At 42.0% G+C, this 19,792-nt stretch carries 15 protein-coding genes; 12 read left to right on the top strand and 3 right to left on the bottom strand.

The window, feature by feature from the left end; all coding sequences use genetic code 11:
* The first annotated feature begins 7 nt into the window (after positions 1–7).
* The 4 genes from ACFVS1_RS17250 (at position 8) to ACFVS1_RS17235 (ending at position 5,327) form a co-directional block, all read left to right on the top strand.
* Positions 8–1,576 (top strand): SagB family peptide dehydrogenase, encoded by a 1,569-nt coding sequence (locus ACFVS1_RS17250; RefSeq protein ID WP_387549014.1) that lies wholly within the window; start codon positions 8–10, stop codon positions 1,574–1,576.
* A gap of 205 nt (positions 1,577–1,781) precedes the next feature.
* On the top strand, positions 1,782–3,212 hold the full coding sequence (gene pdxR, locus ACFVS1_RS17245) for a MocR-like pyridoxine biosynthesis transcription factor PdxR (RefSeq protein WP_387549013.1): 1,431 nt from the start codon (positions 1,782–1,784) through the stop codon (positions 3,210–3,212).
* 1,209 nt (positions 3,213–4,421) lie between these two features.
* Complete coding sequence (locus ACFVS1_RS17240) at positions 4,422–4,616, top strand: hypothetical protein (RefSeq protein WP_352922549.1); 195 nt, start codon at positions 4,422–4,424, stop codon at positions 4,614–4,616.
* Positions 4,617–4,877: 261 nt separating this feature from the next.
* Positions 4,878–5,327 (top strand): YfmQ family protein, encoded by a 450-nt coding sequence (locus ACFVS1_RS17235; RefSeq protein ID WP_387549011.1) that lies wholly within the window; start codon positions 4,878–4,880, stop codon positions 5,325–5,327.
* A gap of 93 nt (positions 5,328–5,420) precedes the next feature.
* On the opposite strand, the gene ACFVS1_RS17230 is transcribed toward ACFVS1_RS17235, so the two are convergent.
* The 3 genes from ACFVS1_RS17230 to ACFVS1_RS17220 all read right to left on the bottom strand — a co-directional run bounded on the left by ACFVS1_RS17230 (position 5,421) and on the right by ACFVS1_RS17220 (position 8,665).
* The gene (locus ACFVS1_RS17230; RefSeq protein WP_352922544.1) at positions 5,421–6,263 is read right to left on the bottom strand and encodes a MurR/RpiR family transcriptional regulator; all 843 of its coding nucleotides are present in this window, start codon (positions 6,261–6,263) and stop codon (positions 5,421–5,423) included.
* Between the two features lie 142 nt (positions 6,264–6,405).
* On the bottom strand, positions 6,406–7,098 hold the full coding sequence (locus tag ACFVS1_RS17225; RefSeq protein WP_387549009.1) for an N-acetylmannosamine-6-phosphate 2-epimerase: 693 nt from the start codon (positions 7,096–7,098) through the stop codon (positions 6,406–6,408).
* A gap of 31 nt (positions 7,099–7,129) precedes the next feature.
* The gene (locus tag ACFVS1_RS17220; RefSeq protein ID WP_352922539.1) at positions 7,130–8,665 is read right to left on the bottom strand and encodes a maltose/glucose-specific PTS transporter subunit IIC; all 1,536 of its coding nucleotides are present in this window, start codon (positions 8,663–8,665) and stop codon (positions 7,130–7,132) included.
* A 406-nt stretch (positions 8,666–9,071) separates the two neighbouring features.
* Here ACFVS1_RS17220 and ACFVS1_RS17215 point away from each other — a divergent pair, with 406 nt between their 5' ends.
* The 8 genes from ACFVS1_RS17215 (at position 9,072) to ACFVS1_RS17180 (ending at position 18,912) form a co-directional block, all read left to right on the top strand.
* Positions 9,072–9,377 carry a DUF2294 domain-containing protein gene (locus ACFVS1_RS17215; protein ID WP_081113038.1) on the top strand — a complete coding sequence of 102 codons (306 nt, stop codon included), beginning with the start codon at positions 9,072–9,074 and terminating at the stop codon, positions 9,375–9,377.
* Between the two features lie 192 nt (positions 9,378–9,569).
* Positions 9,570–10,607: an ABC transporter substrate-binding protein gene (locus tag ACFVS1_RS17210; protein WP_387549418.1), complete on the top strand. Its 1,038-nt coding sequence runs from the start codon at positions 9,570–9,572 to the stop codon at positions 10,605–10,607.
* A 21-nt stretch (positions 10,608–10,628) separates the two neighbouring features.
* Positions 10,629–11,558: a nucleoside hydrolase gene (locus ACFVS1_RS17205; RefSeq protein WP_387549006.1), complete on the top strand. Its 930-nt coding sequence runs from the start codon at positions 10,629–10,631 to the stop codon at positions 11,556–11,558.
* Positions 11,559–11,582: 24 nt separating this feature from the next.
* On the top strand, positions 11,583–12,407 hold the full coding sequence (locus ACFVS1_RS17200; protein WP_387549004.1) for an ABC transporter permease: 825 nt from the start codon (positions 11,583–11,585) through the stop codon (positions 12,405–12,407).
* 6 nt (positions 12,408–12,413) lie between these two features.
* Entirely contained in the window at positions 12,414–13,202 is a 789-nt protein-coding gene (locus ACFVS1_RS17195) for an ABC transporter permease (RefSeq protein ID WP_387549002.1), read from the top strand.
* A gap of 14 nt (positions 13,203–13,216) precedes the next feature.
* A complete protein-coding gene (locus ACFVS1_RS17190) occupies positions 13,217–14,281 on the top strand; it encodes an ABC transporter ATP-binding protein (RefSeq protein ID WP_387549000.1) in 1,065 nt (354 codons plus the stop codon).
* A gap of 16 nt (positions 14,282–14,297) precedes the next feature.
* Positions 14,298–16,016, top strand: coding sequence for an adenine deaminase C-terminal domain-containing protein (locus tag ACFVS1_RS17185; RefSeq protein WP_387548998.1), 1,719 nt, complete (start codon positions 14,298–14,300; stop codon positions 16,014–16,016).
* A gap of 991 nt (positions 16,017–17,007) precedes the next feature.
* The gene (locus ACFVS1_RS17180) at positions 17,008–18,912 is read left to right on the top strand and encodes an endonuclease MutS2 (RefSeq protein WP_387548996.1); all 1,905 of its coding nucleotides are present in this window, start codon (positions 17,008–17,010) and stop codon (positions 18,910–18,912) included.
* Positions 18,913–19,792 lie beyond the last annotated feature (880 nt).

Raw genomic sequence — 19,792 nt, 5'->3', positions numbered from 1 at the left:
TTGGAGGATGAGTCTAGAGGCATTTTTGCACAATTTACATTTTGATATCGAAAAGGCAAGTCCGCCGGATTGGGAAGTGGATTGGGAGGATGCGCCGCTAACGTATAAGCTTTACCGTGACTTGCCTGTTTTTCCACTATCACTGGAGGTGCCGCTGACACTCGAGGAGGAGAGCGGGCCTTCAAAGCAGGACCTCGAAGGAATCGGTCATTTCCTCTGGTATGCATATGGCCTGACACAAGTCAGTCAGGTAGCGAGATCCTCTGAATCTGCGGACCTCATGCAGTCATTCCGGCGTTTTCCGCCATCAGGGGGAGCTTTGTATCCGAACGAATTGTACGTGTACTTGAAGATGGAGGGATTACCTCCTGGTGTATATCATTATGATGCAGCACACCACCGGCTGGCTTTGCTTCGGGAAGGGAATTTTGATTCCTATTTAACAAAGGCTCTTGGTGAATCCTTTGATATGTCCGCATGCTTCGGCACGGTTTTTGTATCGACGATGTTTTGGAAAAACTTCTACAAATATAATAACTTTTCATATCGTCTGCAAGGTCTTGATGCAGGCGTGCTTCTTGGACAGTTGTTCGAAGTGGCGAAACGCTTTGGAATCACCGCTGGGGTGTGCTTCCAATTCCTTGATCGGGCCATCAATCACCTTCTCGGGCTTTCGGAAGAGGAAGAGAGCACATATGCGGTGATCCCCTTATCGGCAGATTCCGCATTTTGGTGTACTGATGAAAGTAATAGTAATGGACCTGTCACTTCAACAGAATTATTGCCGGAATTGACGGTCATTCAGCCTGAACACTATGTTCGGTCGCAAAGAATCAGGGAATTTCCGATGCTGACTAAACTGAATGCAGCATCCATGATCGAATCCACCCAATCATTCCGGCGGATCAGTCCGAAGAATGGGACGAAATCCGAAGGACATATTGTAGCCCTGCCTATCGTGAAGCGGCTGTCCTATGACTTGGCATCAGTTTGCCGGAAACGGTTTTCACCTGAAATGGACTTCGCACTCGGGAAAGTCAGTCAATGGCAGCTGGCTTCTCTCCTGCAGGAGGCAACCGCTTCGTTCTCCTATCGAAATGACTTGGATGGAAAAAACGGGAACGATGAACACCGCGTTTCATTATATGCTTGTTTGTATAATGTGGAAGACATACAAGATGGTGCATACCTTTACGACAGCACGACACATACATTGCAACAGATACAATCGGGAGATCAGCGGCTCCGATTGCAATACGGAATGTCCCTCGATATCATGAATTTTCAGCAAGTGCCAATCTGCATACATGTAGTTGGTGAGCGGGACTATTCCAAAACGCAACTTGGATATAGAGGATACCGCATCCAGCAAATGGAGGCGGGGATGCTCGTTCAGAAATTACTGCTAGCGTCGTCTGCCCTCGGAATGAACGGGCACCCGCTGCTCGGCTTTGATGTGAATATGTGCGATGAACTTTACAAGATAAGCGGTCCGCAAAGGAAAACGGCCCTGATCCAAATCCCCATCGGAAACTATCTGAATCGCCCTTGGCTGAAGGGGAGTCTGCAGAGTTGAAAAAGATGAAACGAAAGCCTCCATTTCATTTAAGGAATGGGGGCTTTCGGTTTTATTTTGCAGTACAGCTTTTATCCTAAAAGTGCAATAATCTCGACTGAAGATTATACTGAAAATAAAAGGTTTTACTGCTTTTGGGAATGAATAAGTATATTAAGTTAATCATGTAGTACGATTTTAACTAAACATTTAAAGGATGTAGCTTATGGAATGGAAAACGGACAGAAAATCCAAGAAGCCTTTATATAAACAAATAGCAGCTTACATCGAGAGTGGCATTGCTGATGGAACATTTTTATTGGATAAGCCGCTACCGTCTGAACGCTTCTTGGCGAGTGAACTGGGAGTTAACAGAAGCACAGTTGTTAAGGCTTATGATGAATTGGAAGCAAATGGACTTGTTGAACGAATAAAAGGAAGCGGAACGATGATCAGCAAGGATATTTGGGGAATTACACGAAAACGTATACCTAGTTGGAATCGATATATCGAAGCGGGTTCTTTTTTTCCCAATATGCCAGTAACCCAAAGAATACGCAAAGAGACGGAAGGGAATAACCTTATTAACTTAGCTAGCGGGGAGCTTTCAGAAGACTTATTCCCAGTCCAATCCTTACGTGAGATCATTGCTAATAGGTCCTTCATTGGTAGTTTGGGTTATGATCACCCACAGGGCAATGCGGTTTTGAGGGAAACGATAACCAATCATGTTAAACGGTATAGGAGAATTGACACGCAGCCATCTTCCATACTCATTACTTCTGGTGCACAGCAAGCCCTGCATCTGGTGGTCCAATGCTTGTTAAAGCCAGGAGATGCCGTTGTATTGGAAGATCCATCATATAGTTACAACCTTCCCATCTTTCAATCCGCGGGGCTAAGAACTTTTCCTTTGCCGGTTGATAAAGACGGCATCAATCCAGAGGATTTACTGGAACTCCATAAAAAACATCGGATCAGAATGATTTTTTTGAACCCTATATTTCAAAATCCTACAGGAACTGTCCTTCATATCAACCGTCGTAAAAGGATTCTTGAGCTTTCATCCGAATATGGAATACCGGTTATAGAAGACGATCCTTATAGTTTAACTTCCTATGCCGGGGAAGAGATTTCCACTCTTAAATCGATGGACAACAACGGAAATGTTTTATATATAAGCTCTTTGTCAAAAATTGTTGCTTCCGGATTAAGAATTGGGTGGATTATAGGACCGAAACCCGTTATAGAGAGACTATCTGATGCTAAGCAGCAGGTTGACTTTGGCCATGGCGCATTCACTCAATGGATAGCAAATGATTTTTTGGATTCAGAGTATTTTCCTGCCCATATTAACTACTTAAGAGGGCAGCTGGAAAAAAGAAGGGATGCAATAGTTTCGAGTCTTGACGAATTCCTGCATAAAGAAGTTGAGTATTTTTCGCCAAATGGTGGAATTCATTTGTGGTGTAAGCTGAAGGAGCCTTTGAACGAAAAAAAGTTACTGGAGGAATCTATCAAAAGAGGGGTCATCTACGTTCCTGGTTCAACATTAGGTACAAATAAGGAATATGTACGCTTTACTTTTGCAAGGGAAAATGAGGATTCCATTCACGAAGGCATCAAAAGGTTTGCAGAGGCTGTAAAAAGTTTATAAGGGTCTTCTCAGACTGTAGACAAACTCGATTTCAATAAGTTTGTCTACAGTCTTTTTATGGCTTGGACAATTGAACGTTGATTTCCACTCCAGGCACTCGCTTTCCGCGGGCGGTCCGGGAGCCTCCTCGACGCTTCGCGCCTGTGGGGTCTCCCCTGGCCAAGCTTTCCCGCAGGAGTCTCGCGCCTTCCGTTCCAATCAACTATTTATAAACTTTAGTGAGAAATCATACCCGAGGAGTTAAAGGTGTTGTTTTGGGTCAGTTGTTCAGGCATATCATTTGATGAATGTTATGTTTTTCGACCAACTTTTGCCTACAGTCTTTTTTATGGCTTGTACAACTTAGATGTTGATTTCCACTCCAGGCACTCGCTTTCCGCGGGCGGTCCGGGAGCCTCCTCGACGCTTCGCGCCTGTGGGGTCTCCCCTAGACGCGCTTTTCCCGCAAGAGTCTCGCGCCTTTCTCTCAATCCACTTTGTTTAATCAGTAAGAAAGAGGGCAGTCCGGGAGCCTCCTCGACGCTTCGCGCCTGCGGGGTCTCCCCTGGCCACGCTTTCCCGCAGGAGTCTCGCGCCTTTCTCTCCAATCAACTATTTATAAACTTTAGTTAGAAATCATACCAGAGGAGTTAAAGGTGTTGTTTTGGGTCAGTTGTTCAGGCATATCATTTGATGAAAGTTATGTTTTTCGACCAACTTTTGCCTACAGTCTTTTTTATGGCTTGTACAACTTAGATGTTGATTTCCGCTTCAGGCACTCGCTTTCCGCGGGCTGTCCGGGAGCCTCCTCGGCGTTTCGCGCCTGCGGTGTCTCCCCTGGCCACGCTTTCCCGCAGGAGTCTCGCGCCTTTCTCTCCAATCCACTTTGTTTTACCTTTTAGATCGAACCCTTTTGCCTAAAGTCTTGGAATAGAATCATGTTTAGAAAACAATAGTCTTTGCACCTTTCTATGTATATGAACGGAAGAATTCAGCAAGTGGATGGTGGAAATTTCACTTAATTGGATGGTCCTAAAATTGGTTGTTCTTTTATTATAGAGAAGTAGGGTTTTCTATTATATTTATGATGAGCGATAGACTTGGAAGTTTAATTTTGCCCTGCCAATCAGGAACGATTTTTTGTGTAGTTTCACTGCGATATACGATGAGAATCGGAATAATTTGAAATGGCTCAAGGAAATGGATAATGATATGGGGAGGCGTTGAATCATGACGATAAGTATAATAATAGTAGTAGCCATTAGTTTAGTTGCCCTGATTGGCACCCTTTCGTTAGCAGGAAAGAGTGATAGTGATTATTCTGCAGCAACTAGAGGGAATTTGTTGAACCTTAGTTATATTTATATCGGTCTTGCCCTAATATTAACTGTGGGCATCATCTACTTCGTAATAAAATTAACCTAAGTTATCACGTGAATGATTGCTATAATAGCCTATCAAAGTGCATGGAAATATAGGCTTAGTTGTATAAAGCTCATGTTTGTATGAGTGAATTACAAGACATACTCTACTTTGTGGGAAAATGTGAATTTGTTCACAAATGTGACGAAAATGTGAACGAAAAGAGTCTGAAAGAAACACGGCAATAGAACGGTCCATTCAAAGAAAAATGGACTGCCTCTTTCAATTGATCATTAATTTATAACGTAGCGGAGATGATGAAATATGACAGTGCCTGTATTGATTTTGACCATTATCTTAAGTTTGCTTAAATTATTAGTTACTTGCCTTCCAACCGATGCAGTGAATTGGATTTTGAGTAAATTTAAAATACATTCGGAAATTAGTGGTGCGCATGCAATCGTAACCTTTGATGGAAATCGTTTGGAGGGGGAAGAAAAAATTCAAGTAATTCATTATTTTAATGAAGCTAAGTTTTTGAAAAAAAATCATATATTCCCAGGGAACGAGCAATTGTTTTTACAGCCAGAGAACAGTGGGATTCCAATCATGATTGATACTAAAAGAGGAAAAAACAATGTTCGCTTATTTGTGTACATTTACAACGACCGCGTGGATGTAGTCAAACAGTACAAGAATAAAGTTGTTTCGTATAGTCTTCTTTCCGAGAGACTCCAAGAACGTTCGATGCCAGCAATAAGGAATTTGGTTTAAAAGGACATATTAAGTGGACTGCACCCCAATTGTCAGTAACATTCTAGCAATTGGAGATGCAGTTTTTTTTATGATTCGTGAAATACGTTTTAGTCAGTCGTTCTCGGTCAATACCTTTAAAGTCTTTTCCCTGATGCTTATCCTGTTTTTATAATCTTTAGCGACCAACTCTGTATATATTAAATCAAAAAGTAATAGCAGCGGAAGCAATGGAGAGATGTTTTGCCCCATATGCATGCTGTTCTTGCTCGTGACCAATAGCGATAGATCGCCAAGCTGTGAGAGCTCGGAATTTTTATCTCCAGTAAAGATCAAGATGCGTGAGCCTTGCTTCTTTGCGATTTTAACTGCAGAAATCACTTCTTTCGTTGTTCCGGAAATGGAAATGCCGATGACAACGCTATTCTCGTTACTTAAAGCTGCATCCATCATGGACTGGTGGGGGTCTGTAATTGCTTCGACAGTCAAGCCGATACGGAAAAACTTGGACTTGAACTCCTGGGCCGCTATACCTGAACTCCCTATTCCATAAACATGAATCTTATTTGCTTGTGTAAGGTAAGAGACAGCTTTTTGGATATCGTCATATGTGGTTATATGAAAGGTATTATCAATGATACCTAAGTGATCTTGATACAGTTTGGCAAAATAATCCACCTGCTTGATGTTCTTCATATTTTTCGGCGTATTTCGGAGATCCACGAACCTTTTTAACTCATGCCTGAACTCATTAAACCCAGAAAAGGTTAATTTCTGGCAGAAACGTGTAATGGTTGCAGGTGAAATATGAAGCTTTTTAGCTATTTGACTGATCGTTAACTGACTCACTTCTTCAGGGCGCTGCAGAATATAATTGGCCAATTCTTCTTCTGTTTTGGTGAACTTGTCCATGCTGCACTCTATGCCATATATGAGGTTTTCTGCTAGATATTCCATTTGATCACCCATTTCGGATTTCTTATCTGTATTTATAGTTTAATGTATCCATTAGGGACGTCAATAACCTGAGGAACCATGAGTCGTAAAAAAGACCCAAACTGTTGTCAGTCTGGGTCTTTTCATTACTATGTGCCATTTTCTATTCTTGAATAGCATCGACGAATCTTTTAGTGATTTGCTGCGGCCTGGTAATGGCACCGCCCACAACTACTGCATGGACATTCATATCCAATACAGAGCGGGCGATTTCTGGTGTTATGACATTTCCTTCTGCGATGACTTTCGCTTTTTTCACTGCTTTCACTATTTCTTTGAGCACAGCATAGTCATCCTGATATATTTTCTGACCGAGCGTTTCGTTCGTGTAGCCGTATAAAGTGGGCGCCACGATATCGAATCCTAATTCGTCAGCGTATTTGGCTTCCTCAATGGTGGATACATCCGCCATTAGCAGAACATCTGGATATTTTGCTCGTATTTCCCCATAAAATTGCTTTAACGTTTTACCGTCCGGCCTTACCCGGGATGTAGCATCCGTCGCAATGATTTCCGCCTTGGTTTCCATCAATGCATCAATTTCGGCCATGGTGGGAGTGATATAGACATCGTTTTGTCCATACACCTGTTTAATGATCGCTATGACTGGAAGGTCCACATTTTTCTTGATTTCCATTATGTCAGCTACAGAGTTTGCGCGAATGCACTTCGCACCGCCTTCTTTGGCAGCAATGGCCATGCGTCCCATAATATATGAGCTGTGCAGCGGCTCATTCTCCAATGCTTGACATGATACAATTAAGCTCTTGTGAATTTTATCCAGCACCTGTTGCATGTTTAACACGTCCTTATCGTTGTCTATATTCTCAATGACCCAAGTATTCTTCCACTTCATTTTTGATGATCGTCACTTGGGGACCGTATACTATTTGAATGCCATTTCCTTTTTTTACGACGCCTTTTGAACCGGTTGTTTTAATGACGTCCTCTTTCACCAATGATTCATCCTTTACCGTGACACGCAGACGGGTTGCACAGCAATCGACTATATCGATATTTTCCTGTCCGCCTAAACCATTGACGATGGTCTGGGTTCTTTCTGATGCGGTTACTTGTGTAACGGCGGCCTGTTCATCATCTTCACGGCCGACCACTTTCAAATTCTTCTTCCTGATCAAGAATTTAAAAGTGAAGTAGTATAGGAAAAACCAAGGAATGCCGACGAGCAGTACATAAATCCAGTTTGTTTTACTGATACCCTGGAGTATCCCGAATAAAGTAAAATCAATAAATCCTCCAGAGAAGGTTTGACCGATCGTTATATTGAATATATCTGCCATCATGAAGGCAAGTCCGTCAAACAAGGCATGAAAAACATAAAGGATCGGGGCGACAAATAAGAAACTGAATTCAAGCGGTTCGGTGATGCCTGTTAAGAAAGAGGTCAAGGCAGCTGAAAGAAGCAAGCCGGCCACGACTTTCTTATTTTTAGGTTTAGCGCAGTGATAAATGGCCAGTGCAGCGCCGGGTAAACCAAACATCATCGTGATGAACCGTCCGGACATGAACCGGGAAACACCCTCATAGTACTTGACGGTAGTCGGATCGGCCAATTGCGCAAAGAAGATATTCTGGGTTCCGCTGACAAGCTGCCCTTTAATCTCCATCGTTCCGCCTAAAGCTGTTTGCCAGAAGGGAAGGTAGAAAATATGGTGCAACCCTAACGGCCCGAGCATCCGTAATATGAATCCGTAAAAGAAAGTCCCGATCGTGCCTGTGCTCGTTACCAGCGCACCTAATTGGTTTATGAAAAGTTGGAAATAAGGCCATACGATAAAAAGTACGGCTCCAACCAAGATGGACGCGAAGGAAACGATGATCGGAATGAAACGGGAACCACCGAAAAACCCTAACACTTGCGGAAGCTGAATTTTATTATATTTATTGTGCAAAAGTGCGGCAACGATACCTACTACGATACCGCCGAACACACCGGTCTCCAGTGTTTGGATCCCGACCGCCATTCCTTGTCCGGCTCCTGCCAAATTCTCTTTGGCAAGTTCCCCGTTTATTTGAAGCAGTGCATTTATTGAACTGTTCATGACGAAGTAGCCGATCATGGCTGCCAGTGCAGCGGTCCCTTTATCCGACCGTGCCAATCCTACTGCAACACCTACGGCAAAAATGACCGGCAAGTTGCCGAATACGATGCTTCCTGCAGAACTCATGATCGTGAAAATGGCCTGCAGCCAAGCAAAGTCTAAAAAAGGATAGGCTTCAACTGTATTTGGATTGGAAAGAGCACCGCCAATTCCCAGCAATAAACCGGCCGCTGGCAAAACGGCAATCGGGAGCATAAAAGATTTACCGAACTGCTGCGCTTTCTCAAAAGCTTTCTTCATAATGATTCCTCCCTCATTTAACGAACCTTTGATACTCTTTATTTTTTTATCGCTCTATACTAGCTATATTAAATCCCCGTGAGAGCGTTTTCAATGCGATACAAGGTTATATCAACTGTTTTCAATCTTGTGCTTATTTCTCTGAAAAAGTTTTCATTAATAGAAGGTGCTGAATTGGATAAAAAGTTATATAAATATATTGAAATCTTTTTAGCTTATTTTTATAATTCGTGTATTGGTGGGTAAATGTACAATTTAATAAAGAAATACATTTTTTTTGTGCGAAATCCGAATATTATCTTGTGCAATGAAGAGAAAGTATATATAATTACCTCAAACGATAGTTTGGCAGGTGATAGTCATCTTAGCGATAAACTCTAACGAAACGAAGAAATTGCTTTCTCATATGTACAATGAGGTATCAAAGGAATTGTTCGGCTTTGGTACGACGCTGCTGAAGGTTACTGTTGAGCAGAATGTGATTACTTTTCAGGCCAAACATCGACGTGCCCCGCGCTCTGAAGCTTTGGAAGGGGAAGTTCCCAGCCTGAAGCAGGAGGTTGACTTCCATATGTCCCTGCTTTATAAAAAGAAGCTGAAACAAAAGCTGGAAACGCAAACGAATTGGGATATTGAAGCTGTCCTGAGGGATTATGACTCAGCGACGCAGCTGGCATTCACCAATATCGTATTGAAGGAAAAAATTATATAATCATATAAATGGATTTCCCTTCGGATTTATCTGGAGGGAACGCCACTAGAGAACCAAATGATAAGTTTTATCTTTGTTTACAAAGAAAAGACAATCTTGGGTAGAATTTCAATTCTATTTAAGATTGTCTTTTTTTACATTTATATCAGTAAAAAAGAAATTTTAAACAATAAAAACTTGGAGGTTTGAATGATGAAAAAAATATTGATGATGTTATCGCTTTTCACATTAGTGTTAGCTGCATGTTCTTCAAAAGAGGATGGAAAGGGAAAACCAGCCAAATTAGTCGTTTCCACTTGGGGATTCGCCGATGATTTCTTCCGTCCGGAAGTCTATGAGCCATTTGAAAAAGAGCACAATGTCGAGATTGTCGTTGATTCCGGAAATAATGCAGATCGATTGAACAAAGTACGCCAAGCGAATAGCGATGTGGATGTTATCTATTTATCGGACTACTATGCACAGCAGGGCATCGATGAAGGCTTATTTGAGAAAGTGGACCATAGCAAAATTCCGAATATTGATCATATATACGACAAAGCAAAAGCGCCGAATGGCGAGGAGTTTGGACCAGCCTATACGATTGCACAATTTGGCATTGCCTATAATCCCGATGAAGTGAGTAAACCGATCACCTCTTGGAAAGATCTTTGGAGCAAAGATCTGGCAGGGAAGATCACGATCCCATCGATCACTTCAACAACTGGACCGATGTTTTTGGATGCCGCTTCAAAAGTTAGCGGAAGTGAAGAGTTCAATGAAGATAAAGCCTTCGATCAAATGAAAAAGATCATGCCGAATGCGGTTAAGGAATATGGGCAAACATCAGAGTTCGTCAACATGTTCTCGCAAGGGGAAATCGCTGCAGGCCCGATCATGGAAATGTATTTTGGCGATTTACACGAAGCCGTTCCCAATGCTAAGTTCATTTCCCCAAAAGAAGGCGGCTACGCCGTGATGAATACGGTGAATATTGTTAAAGACAGCGATCAAAAAGAATTGGCCGGCGAGTTCATGAATTACATCTTAAGCAAGGAAGTTCAGGAAAAATCAGCGAAAGCGAAAGTGGATTCCCCTGTCAATACGGAAGTCAAGCTCTCTGAAAAGGAAGCGAAAGGCTTAACCTATGGAGATGAAGTCATTAACAGCCTGCGTGTATTGGACATGAAGTTTGTAAATGAAGACTCTAAACAATGGATCGATCGTTGGAACCGTGAGCTTACACATTAAGAAAGAAACGAGGTGTGCTTGATGAAGAGAAAAATGATTCTTGATGTGGATACTGGAATAGATGATGCGATCGGGATCATTCTTGCTGTTAAAAGCCGTCAATTCGACATCTTGGCGGTAACGACGGTGAACGGGAATGTATCGCTCGATACGGCCACATTGAATACATGCAAAATATTGGATTTATTGGGTGAACAGGACATTTCAGTCATAAAGGGGGCAGATAGCCCAATTATCAGGAGCCCCTTTTTTGAACACCGGATCCATGGCGAAGACGGGATTGGCGGGGCCTTGAAGGAAGTGCCAGTCAAAAAGCGGCCTAATGATGGATTTGCTTCTGATTTCATCATCAATTCCATTTTGAATTTCCCTGGTGAAGTGACGCTTGTCATGACGGGACCTCTTACGAATTTGGCATTGGCGGTGAAAAAGTGCCCGCAAATCACCAAGCTCGTAAAAGAAGTCATTTTCATGGGAGGAGTTATCAAAGGGGTTGGCAATGTCACGCCAACCTCTGAATATAACACGTATGTCGATCCTGAAGCGGCCAAAATCGTATTACAGGCGGGATTCGCATCCATCACGCAAGTTGGTCTAGATGTCACGAGAAAGGTTCTATTGGGTGAAGGGCATATCCAATTGATTCAAAACGATGAACTTGCTGACTATATAAGGCAAAGTACATCAGATTATAGGAAAAGGTATTTTGAACGTAACGGTTTATGGGCATGTGCGATGCATGATCCATTAGCTGTAGCCATTGCTTTGCAAGAAGATCTTGTCACCAGAGAAGAATATTATGTTGATGTTGAAACAAAAAGCGAGCTTTGTGACGGACAGATGGTTTGCGACTTTCAAAATAGACTGATGAAGCAGCCGAATGCGCATGTTTGTCTGGACGTCGATGCGGAAGCGTTTTTCGACCTGTTCATTCGCATAATCAATTCATAAATAATACGAACAGGGGGTTCAGAGGTGAAGAAACGGTATCTATACCTGCTGCTGTTGCCAGGCGTTCTATTTTTAACGATTTTCATGATCATTCCGATCCTTATGACGATTGGCACGACCTTTTTTAATGAAAGCGGCGGTTTATCCATACAAGGATATCTTGATTTTTTCCAAGACCGATACTTTATTGAAATTCTGCTGACGACACTTAGGGTGAGTTTATTCACGACAATCATTTGCATTCTATTAGGATTTCCGGCAGCTTATTATATTTCAAAACTTAAACAACGAAAAAAAGCCATCATGCTTTTGCTGACGATCTTCCCGCTATTAACTAGCCCTGTGGTCCGTTCATTCAGCTGGATGGTGATCATCGGTAAAAACGGTGTGGTGAATAAATTGCTTATGGGCATGGGCTTGATCGAAAAGCCGCTTGATATATTGTATACGCCTACGGCCATCATCATCGGATTGGTCCATTTATTCCTGCCATTGATCATCGTGACGCTGGTGGGTGTGATGGAGAACATCGAGACGGACTTATTAAAAGCGGCAGAGAGCCTTGGAGCATCAAGATTGGCCGTATTCTCAAAAGTGGTCATTCCGCTTTCGGTTCCTGGTTTGGTCATTGGCAGCATCCTTGTTTTCGTAGGGAGCTTCACAGCCTATACAACGCCTGCTTTATTAGGCGGGAAACAGCGGGTCATTTCAACATTTCTTTATCAAAACGCGATTACATTGAACGAATGGCAAGTGGCATCGATTGTCGCCACCATCATGATTGCGGTGACCGTCCTTATCATATCGATCATGAATGGTTTGGCAAAAAAATTAAATCCAAAGGGGTAGAGGTGTATGCAGGAAAAAAATCGAGGATTGGCCCTGTTTACTCTCCTGGTGTTCCTTTTTTTACTAGGGCCTTTGCTTATCATATCCGTTACGTCATTTGAAGGCGGTAATATTTTGAAGTTCCCGCCAGAAGAGTTTTCTTTAAGATGGTATGAAAATATTTTTAATGTGGAAATGTTTTTGGTCGCTTTTAAAACGTCCATCCTTGTTTCACTGGCAGGCAATCTTTTGGCACTGTTACTGGGAGTGCCGGCTGCCTATGCATTAAGCCGGTTTGATTTCAAAGGAAAAAGCGTAATTAATGCCTTTTTCGTTTCTCCCATATTAATACCGGGAATTGTGCTGGGCTTTGCGTTTTTACGTTATATTGTGGGGGCTTATCAGCTTCCGATTTATGCGGCCCTGTTTGTGGGACATACTGTTATCATGCTGCCGTTCATCATCCGCGTGATTTCTTCAAGCTTATCACACTTTGACTTTTCCATTGAAGAAGCGGCGGAGAGTCTCGGCGCCAGTAAATTGGGGACGTTCTTTACAGTCGTCCTTCCGAATATAAAATCAGGAATTCTTGCGGCTATCATGATCGCCTTCTTGGAATCCTTCAATAATGTAGACATTTCAGTTTATATGACAGGCCCTGGGGTAAGTACGTTTCCGATTCAGATGCTGACGTATGTAGAGAACTACTTCGACCCTACCATTTCTGCCATTTCCGTATTACTCATGTTCATAACGGCTTTCTTCATGTTTATAGTAGAACGGCTCATGGGATTGTCTTATTTCACAAAACGATAAGGAGGTAATGATGGATGGCTTTATTCACTTTACAAGATGTATCTGTAGCCTATAACAAACAGAATATATTAAAAGATTTCAATCTTGAGATTGAAAAAGGGAAACTGGTATCCCTTCTCGGCCCGAGCGGCTGTGGGAAAACGACGACCCTGCGTTTAATTGCCGGGTTTTTACAGGCGAACGAAGGGAAGTTTTTATTCAAGGAAAAGGACTATACGAAAGTGCCCGTCAACAAGCGGAATTTTGGCTTTGTGTTCCAAAACTATGCATTATTCCCGCATTTGTCGATATTCGATAATATTGCATTCGGTCTCCGTCTGAGAAAGAATTCCAAAAGTGAAATCGAAAAAAAAGTAATGAATGTGCTTGAAATCGTTAATTTAAAAGGGTTTGAAAAGAGATACCCCCAAGAGCTTTCCGGAGGCCAAAAGCAGCGGGTTGCGATTGCCAGGGCGCTTGTGATTGAACCGGACATCCTCTTATTTGACGAGCCATTGAGTAATCTTGATGCCAACTTAAGGGTGAATATGAGGGTCGAGATTCGCCGTATCCAACAAGAGTTGGGAATTACAACGGTATACGTATCCCATGACCAGGAAGAATGCTTTTCGATATCCGACCAGGTGGCGATCATGAATAAAGGGATCATCGAGCAGCTTAGTGATCCCGCGACCATTTACAAATATCCTGAAACCAAATTTGTCGCGGACTTCATCGGCTTCAAGAACTTCATTGACTTCGATAAGCGGACAGATCATGACGGTAAAATCGAACTGAGCAAATCCGGATACTCATTTGTGCTGCAAAAGGATGCACAGATGACCAATACAATGGGAAAAGTAGGCGCCATCAGGCCGGACGATCTATTGATCAGGGAAAAAGATAACACGGGAGCTGTTCAGGAAAATAGCTTATCTGGCCGGGTTAAAGTAAGTACCTATCTGGGAAGAAGCTATCAATATGTCGTTGAAACTCCAATAGGGGATTTCACCGTGAACAAGGAAATGGCGGAATCCTATCGGACGGGTCAGGAAATCATCCTTGAAATCCCGAAAAACCAGATGGTGCTTGTTGACTAGCTTAGGAGGGTAAGTTATGCGAATGGATATGCTTGTAAGAGATATCAACGTGTTTAACAGCTACTTTAAAAGATTTATTAAAGGGAATGCAGCCATCAAGGATGGAAAGTACTATTATATTGGAGAAAGTGAATTGGATGCCTTCGAGCCGGATACAATCGTCGATGGACATGGGAAGTATATGGTTCCAGGCCTGATCGATATCCATCTCCACATTGAAAGTACGATGGTGACGCCTGCGACTTTTTCCTACGGATTAATCAAAAATGGCGTGACGACGATCGTGCCGGAACCACATGAAATGGCCAATGTTTTCGGCATTTCCGGAGTGAAGGAAATGATCAAAGCAAGTAAAGATTGCGTAGCGGATATGTTTTATGCCATCCCGAGTTCCGTTCCTGCCACATCGATGGAAACAACAGGCGGTGCTATCGAAATAGATGATATTGACGAATTGATGCAAACGGAGGACATTATATGTCTCGGCGAAATCATGAATTACTATGAGGTCATAACCGACCCGGATTGCAAAACGAATAAGATCTTGTCCCATATCCGCTCCCGTTATCCAGATCTGATCATAGAGGGGCATGTTCCAAAGCTGCTAGACTTGGACTTGCAAAAGATTATTAATGCTGGAGTGAACTCAGATCATACACACCAGACCGTTGAAGGGATGGAGGCGAGGATCGCTGCCGGGATGTTCATTGAGATTCAAGAGAAATCAATGACTGAAGAAGTGATGGATTACTTGAAGGAAAATCAGGTGGATGAGCATTTCTGCTTTGTCACCGATGATGTCATGACCGACTCTTTCCAAAACAGAGGACATCTGAACGTCCTTTTAAAGAAGGCCGTTCAAATGGGGATGACTCCGGAAAAAGCTATTTATGCATGCACCTATACACCTGCACAGCGGATGCGGATGCATGACCGTGGCGCCATTGCACCTGGAAAAACAGCAGATTTCCTGCTGCTATCGGATTTGGTAGCATTTGAAATTGAACAAGTATACAAAAAAGGTGAACTAGTTTATGAATCTTCACAGCCATATATCCAAGAAGTGAAGGAAGTACAGTTTCCTGAGCATTTCTATCAAAGTGTGAAGCTTGCGGAACTTACCGAAAACGATTTTAACGTCACGATCCCGGATGAGGTTGAAAGCAGCATGTGCCGGATCATAAACGTGCAGAATGGTTCCACTTTCACATCTGAAACCCATGATCGTTTAGATGGGAAGAATGGTCAATTATGCTGGGAAGAAAGCCCTTATGGCTTAATCGCCACATTCGAAAGATATGGGAAAAACGGTAATCGCGCGCATGGGCTGATCACCGGCGATGTTTTGAAGCGTGGAGCGGTCGCCACAACCTATTCGCATGATAACCATAATCTTTTGGTGATTGGCCATAATAAGCAGGATATGATGATGGCCGCTAACGAAGTCATAAGGAAGCAAGGAGGAGTCTGCTGCGTTGAAGACGGCAAGGTCCTATCGATGATTCCTCTTCCGGTAGGGGGGATCCTTTCCGAAGAGCCGATGAACATCGTATCAACGCAGGTTCAGCACCTGACAGATGCACTTAAATCATTAGGCTACGAACATTATAATGTCATCATGTCATTAAGCACCTTATCGCTTCCTGTCAGTCCGGCTCTGAAAATAACCGACCATGGATTGATCAACGTGAACGAAGGGAAAACAGTCCCTCTCATAATGAGTGAGGAAGCATAAACCGAAAAGGGGATTATCCACTGGAAAATCTCCTTTTCTTCATGACTTACCTGGCGTCAAATGTTAGCTGGACTTGTTTGTTTCCATATAATTACCATTTAGGCGAAAATATGATAAAAAGAGGGACAATTGAGGATAGAGTGGTAGGTCACAGCTTCGCTTTTCCATCTCATGATAGAAGGGGAAGGAGGTGACCGCATGATTCATTTCTTATTGAACTTAAATGCGTAAAGAGATATTTGTTGCTGTAGCAACTAGTCTTATCCTGTCTGTGTTCGCAAGAAACGGTAAAAGAACCACTCATCTTCCCAAGATGGCAATGGTTCTTCATCTAACAATTAATTAAGTTAGTTGTGACCAACCACTCTTGCTAGTTGTCAGCCTATGTTAGCTTATTGGGCTGTTTTTAGTTTTTGTTCATATAAGGATAACATTTCCTTGTATTATAGTGAAAATTCAGACATTTAAAAGGGGGTTACTTATCATTCTTGATTGATCGACTTTTTTAATGAATTATTCAACTTTGGAAAATGGAAAAAAGAATTGACTCTTTCTTACTGATATGGTATGTTAATCCCAATCTAAGAAAAGGTGTGGTGTTTTATGTCGGGAGTAGGTATCAACTAATTTAGTTGAATAAGGTATTTAATCACTGATAAGTCAGTGGATTAAGTATGCCTTTTTTCACAGTGCAATTCTGCATTGTGAATACCTACCTTAAGACTGCTTCCTTTTCCATAAATCGTGTAACATGCAGGTGTTACGGCGAAAAGCATGGTGGGATTTGTCCTATCATGCTTTTTTGTGTACGCAGGTCTATTCGAGCTGCCCAATTTGTTATCGATTTTAGGTACTTATCCATAGATAAGGCCGTGCCCGCAGGAGCTTTCTACTCAAATGGCTTGTTCATTTGTAAAGGTAGGGGGACCATTGCGGGCATTTTTTGGATTCGGGAATTTTAATCACTCACTCATTCAAGGAGGATCATTTGATGAATACAATGACTTATGAAAAATTACAATATATCCAACTCAAGGAAATGGTGAAAAGCCATTGCGTAAGCGGTTTAGGAAAAGCGTTATTGGATCAGCTTAAGCCGAGCAGCATTTTAAAAGTCGTTAAAAATCGTTTGAACGAGACAACGGAGGCAAGGAACTTACTGAATGCGGAAAGCCATATTCCCTTGAAAGGCATTTCACATATTGGACTCCATATCGACAAACTGGAAAAAGGAATGATTTTGGAGCCGTCAGAATTAGTGGCGATAGCAGACTTCTTAAGAGGCTGCAGGAATATCAAGAAATTCATGACCGATAAAGAGTTCTTTGCACCAACACTGCATGCCTATGCCCGCTCCATGACTGAATTCAGGAGCATTGAAGAAGAAATCCAATTTACCATAAAGGGAAATGCTGTCGTTTCCGAAGCAAGCAAGGACCTGAAACGGATTAGGAACCAAATCATCAAGACAGAAAGCAAAATAGAGGAACGGCTGAATAAGTTCTTGAAGAGCGGAGCAAACAAAGAGTTCATTCAGGAATTTTTCATCAGTAAAAAGGATGATCGCTATACCATCCCGATCAAAGCCTCCTATAAAAATCAAGTGGCCGGAACGATCGTGGAAGTATCGGCAAAAGGGGCTACCGTATTCATTGAACCTGCCTCTGTTACGAAATTGAATGCAGAATTGGCAAGCTTAAAAGCGGAGGAATCAATGGAAGAGTATCAACTATTGGCCACATTATCCGGAACGGTTTTCGAACAGCTAAAACCGATCAAGATAAACATCGAGTTGATCAGTCAATATGACATGATCTTCGCAAAAGCCAAGTTCAGTAAAAGCATGGATGCCATCGAACCGAAAATCAATGATCATGGTTATATTAAATTGATGGGCTGTAAACATCCCCTTTTGCCGAAAGACAGCGTACCTTTAGATTTCGAAATCGGTAAGGACTATCGCAGCTTGGTTATTACAGGCCCTAATGCCGGGGGGAAAACGGTCGTCCTGAAAACGATCGGCGTCCTTACATTGGCCGTCATGTCAGGGCTGCATGTTGCGGGGAAAGAAGGGACGGAGCTTGCCGTCTTTGACCAGGTATTCGTCGATATCGGTGATAATCAAAGCATGGAAAATGCACTTAGCACGTTTTCGTCGCATATGAAAAACATCTCGGAAATCATGGGGGCCTTAACCAATAACTCCTTGCTGCTGTTCGATGAAATCGGGAGCGGAACGGAACCGAACGAAGGAGCCGCATTGGCGATCAGCATCCTTGAGGAATTTTATCAAAGGGGCTGCATAACCGTTGCGACGACCCATTATGGTGAAATCAAGCGTTATTCGGAAATACACAGTGATTTCATGAATGCGGCCATGCAATTCAACAGTGAAACACTTGAGCCAAAATACAAGCTGTTGATCGGTCAATCCGGGGAAAGCAATGCCCTCTGGATAGCCAAAAAAATGAATGTCCGTGACAAGGTTCTGCAAAAGGCAAAGCTCTATATCGAAAATAAAGACTATGACTTGGAGCGTGTACAGGAAAGTAAAATCAAAAAAGCGAAGCCAGCGGCCGTTCCTAAAGAATCATCTTATGAATATGAAGTCGGTGACAAAGTGAAGGTAAGCGAACTGAATGGATACGCGATCATTTACAAGAAAAAGGACTCCTTCAATAATGTCGTCGTACTTTTCGAAGATACCTTCAAGGAAGTTCATGCCAATAAGCTCGAGCTTGAAATAAAGGCCATCGATTTATATCCTGAAGGCTATGATCTCAATACCTTATTTGTCAGCTACAAGGAAAGGAAATTGAACCACGACCTTGAACGGGGATCAAAAAAGGCGCTAAAGAACGTAGCGGCGGATATCCGGAAGAAGCTTGGTGAATAGACAGGGATGGATTATGAACGGGGAAAACCAAATCCTAATGACTAATGAAATTGTAACAAAGTGGCTGTGATAACCGTGTTCCACCCAAAAGATTAGACATCGGCAGGGTATGAGTTCTGTATGAACAGGGCTCATACCCTTTAATTCTGTCTTACTTTCTTATGTGAAGAAGGAAGGATTAGACGACGCAGAGATAAAAGGTATTAAACAATCAAAATTTTAATAGTAATCAGGTTTAATAGCTATTAAATTTAAAAATATTAAAAAAACGAAGAAACAACAAAATCAATTAGAGATGAAAGATAAAATAAGAAAGGGATACATACATCATCTGAAAAAGGTTGTTAGTATCACCTGGATAGTTAGCTTCTTACATCTTTTGAATGAACAAACATCTTTAAAATAAAAATTGAACTTAGAAAAAGTACTGGTATTCCTACAACAAAATAATAAATACCTTTGGGCATATACATATCAAAGAAATATAAAAATAATACTACCCAGAGAAATAGGACAATATATTTGTTTAATTTTTTCATTTTTGATCAATCATCCTTTAAATTAATACCAGAATAAAAATCACATCCTTGTTTCCAAAATAAACGATTTTTTTAGTAGGTGGGTTCCAAAAATGATCAGGACAATTTCAGAAATGATACTGCCCTCCTTGTTTAGAGGGATTGATGTCGACATTACTTTTTCGTGTGGGTTGTAGGCTTGTTGATCAACCGTTAGGTGAGGTAAAAAAGTTTGCGGTTTTTTTTAGCAGCTTACGCGTTCTAATTACTCGCGGCCGGCGGCAAAGTGATTACGATCATCAAAATACAAAAAAGCCTCTTTAAAAGGCTTCATTTATTTGATCTAAATAAAAAAAGTTGAT

It is taken from the genome of Peribacillus sp. NPDC058075, assembly GCF_042885195.1.
Classification (GTDB): domain Bacteria; phylum Bacillota; class Bacilli; order Bacillales; family DSM-1321; genus Peribacillus.
Note: the sequence above shows the minus strand (reverse complement) of the source record. Positions and strands in the feature narration are given on the sequence as shown.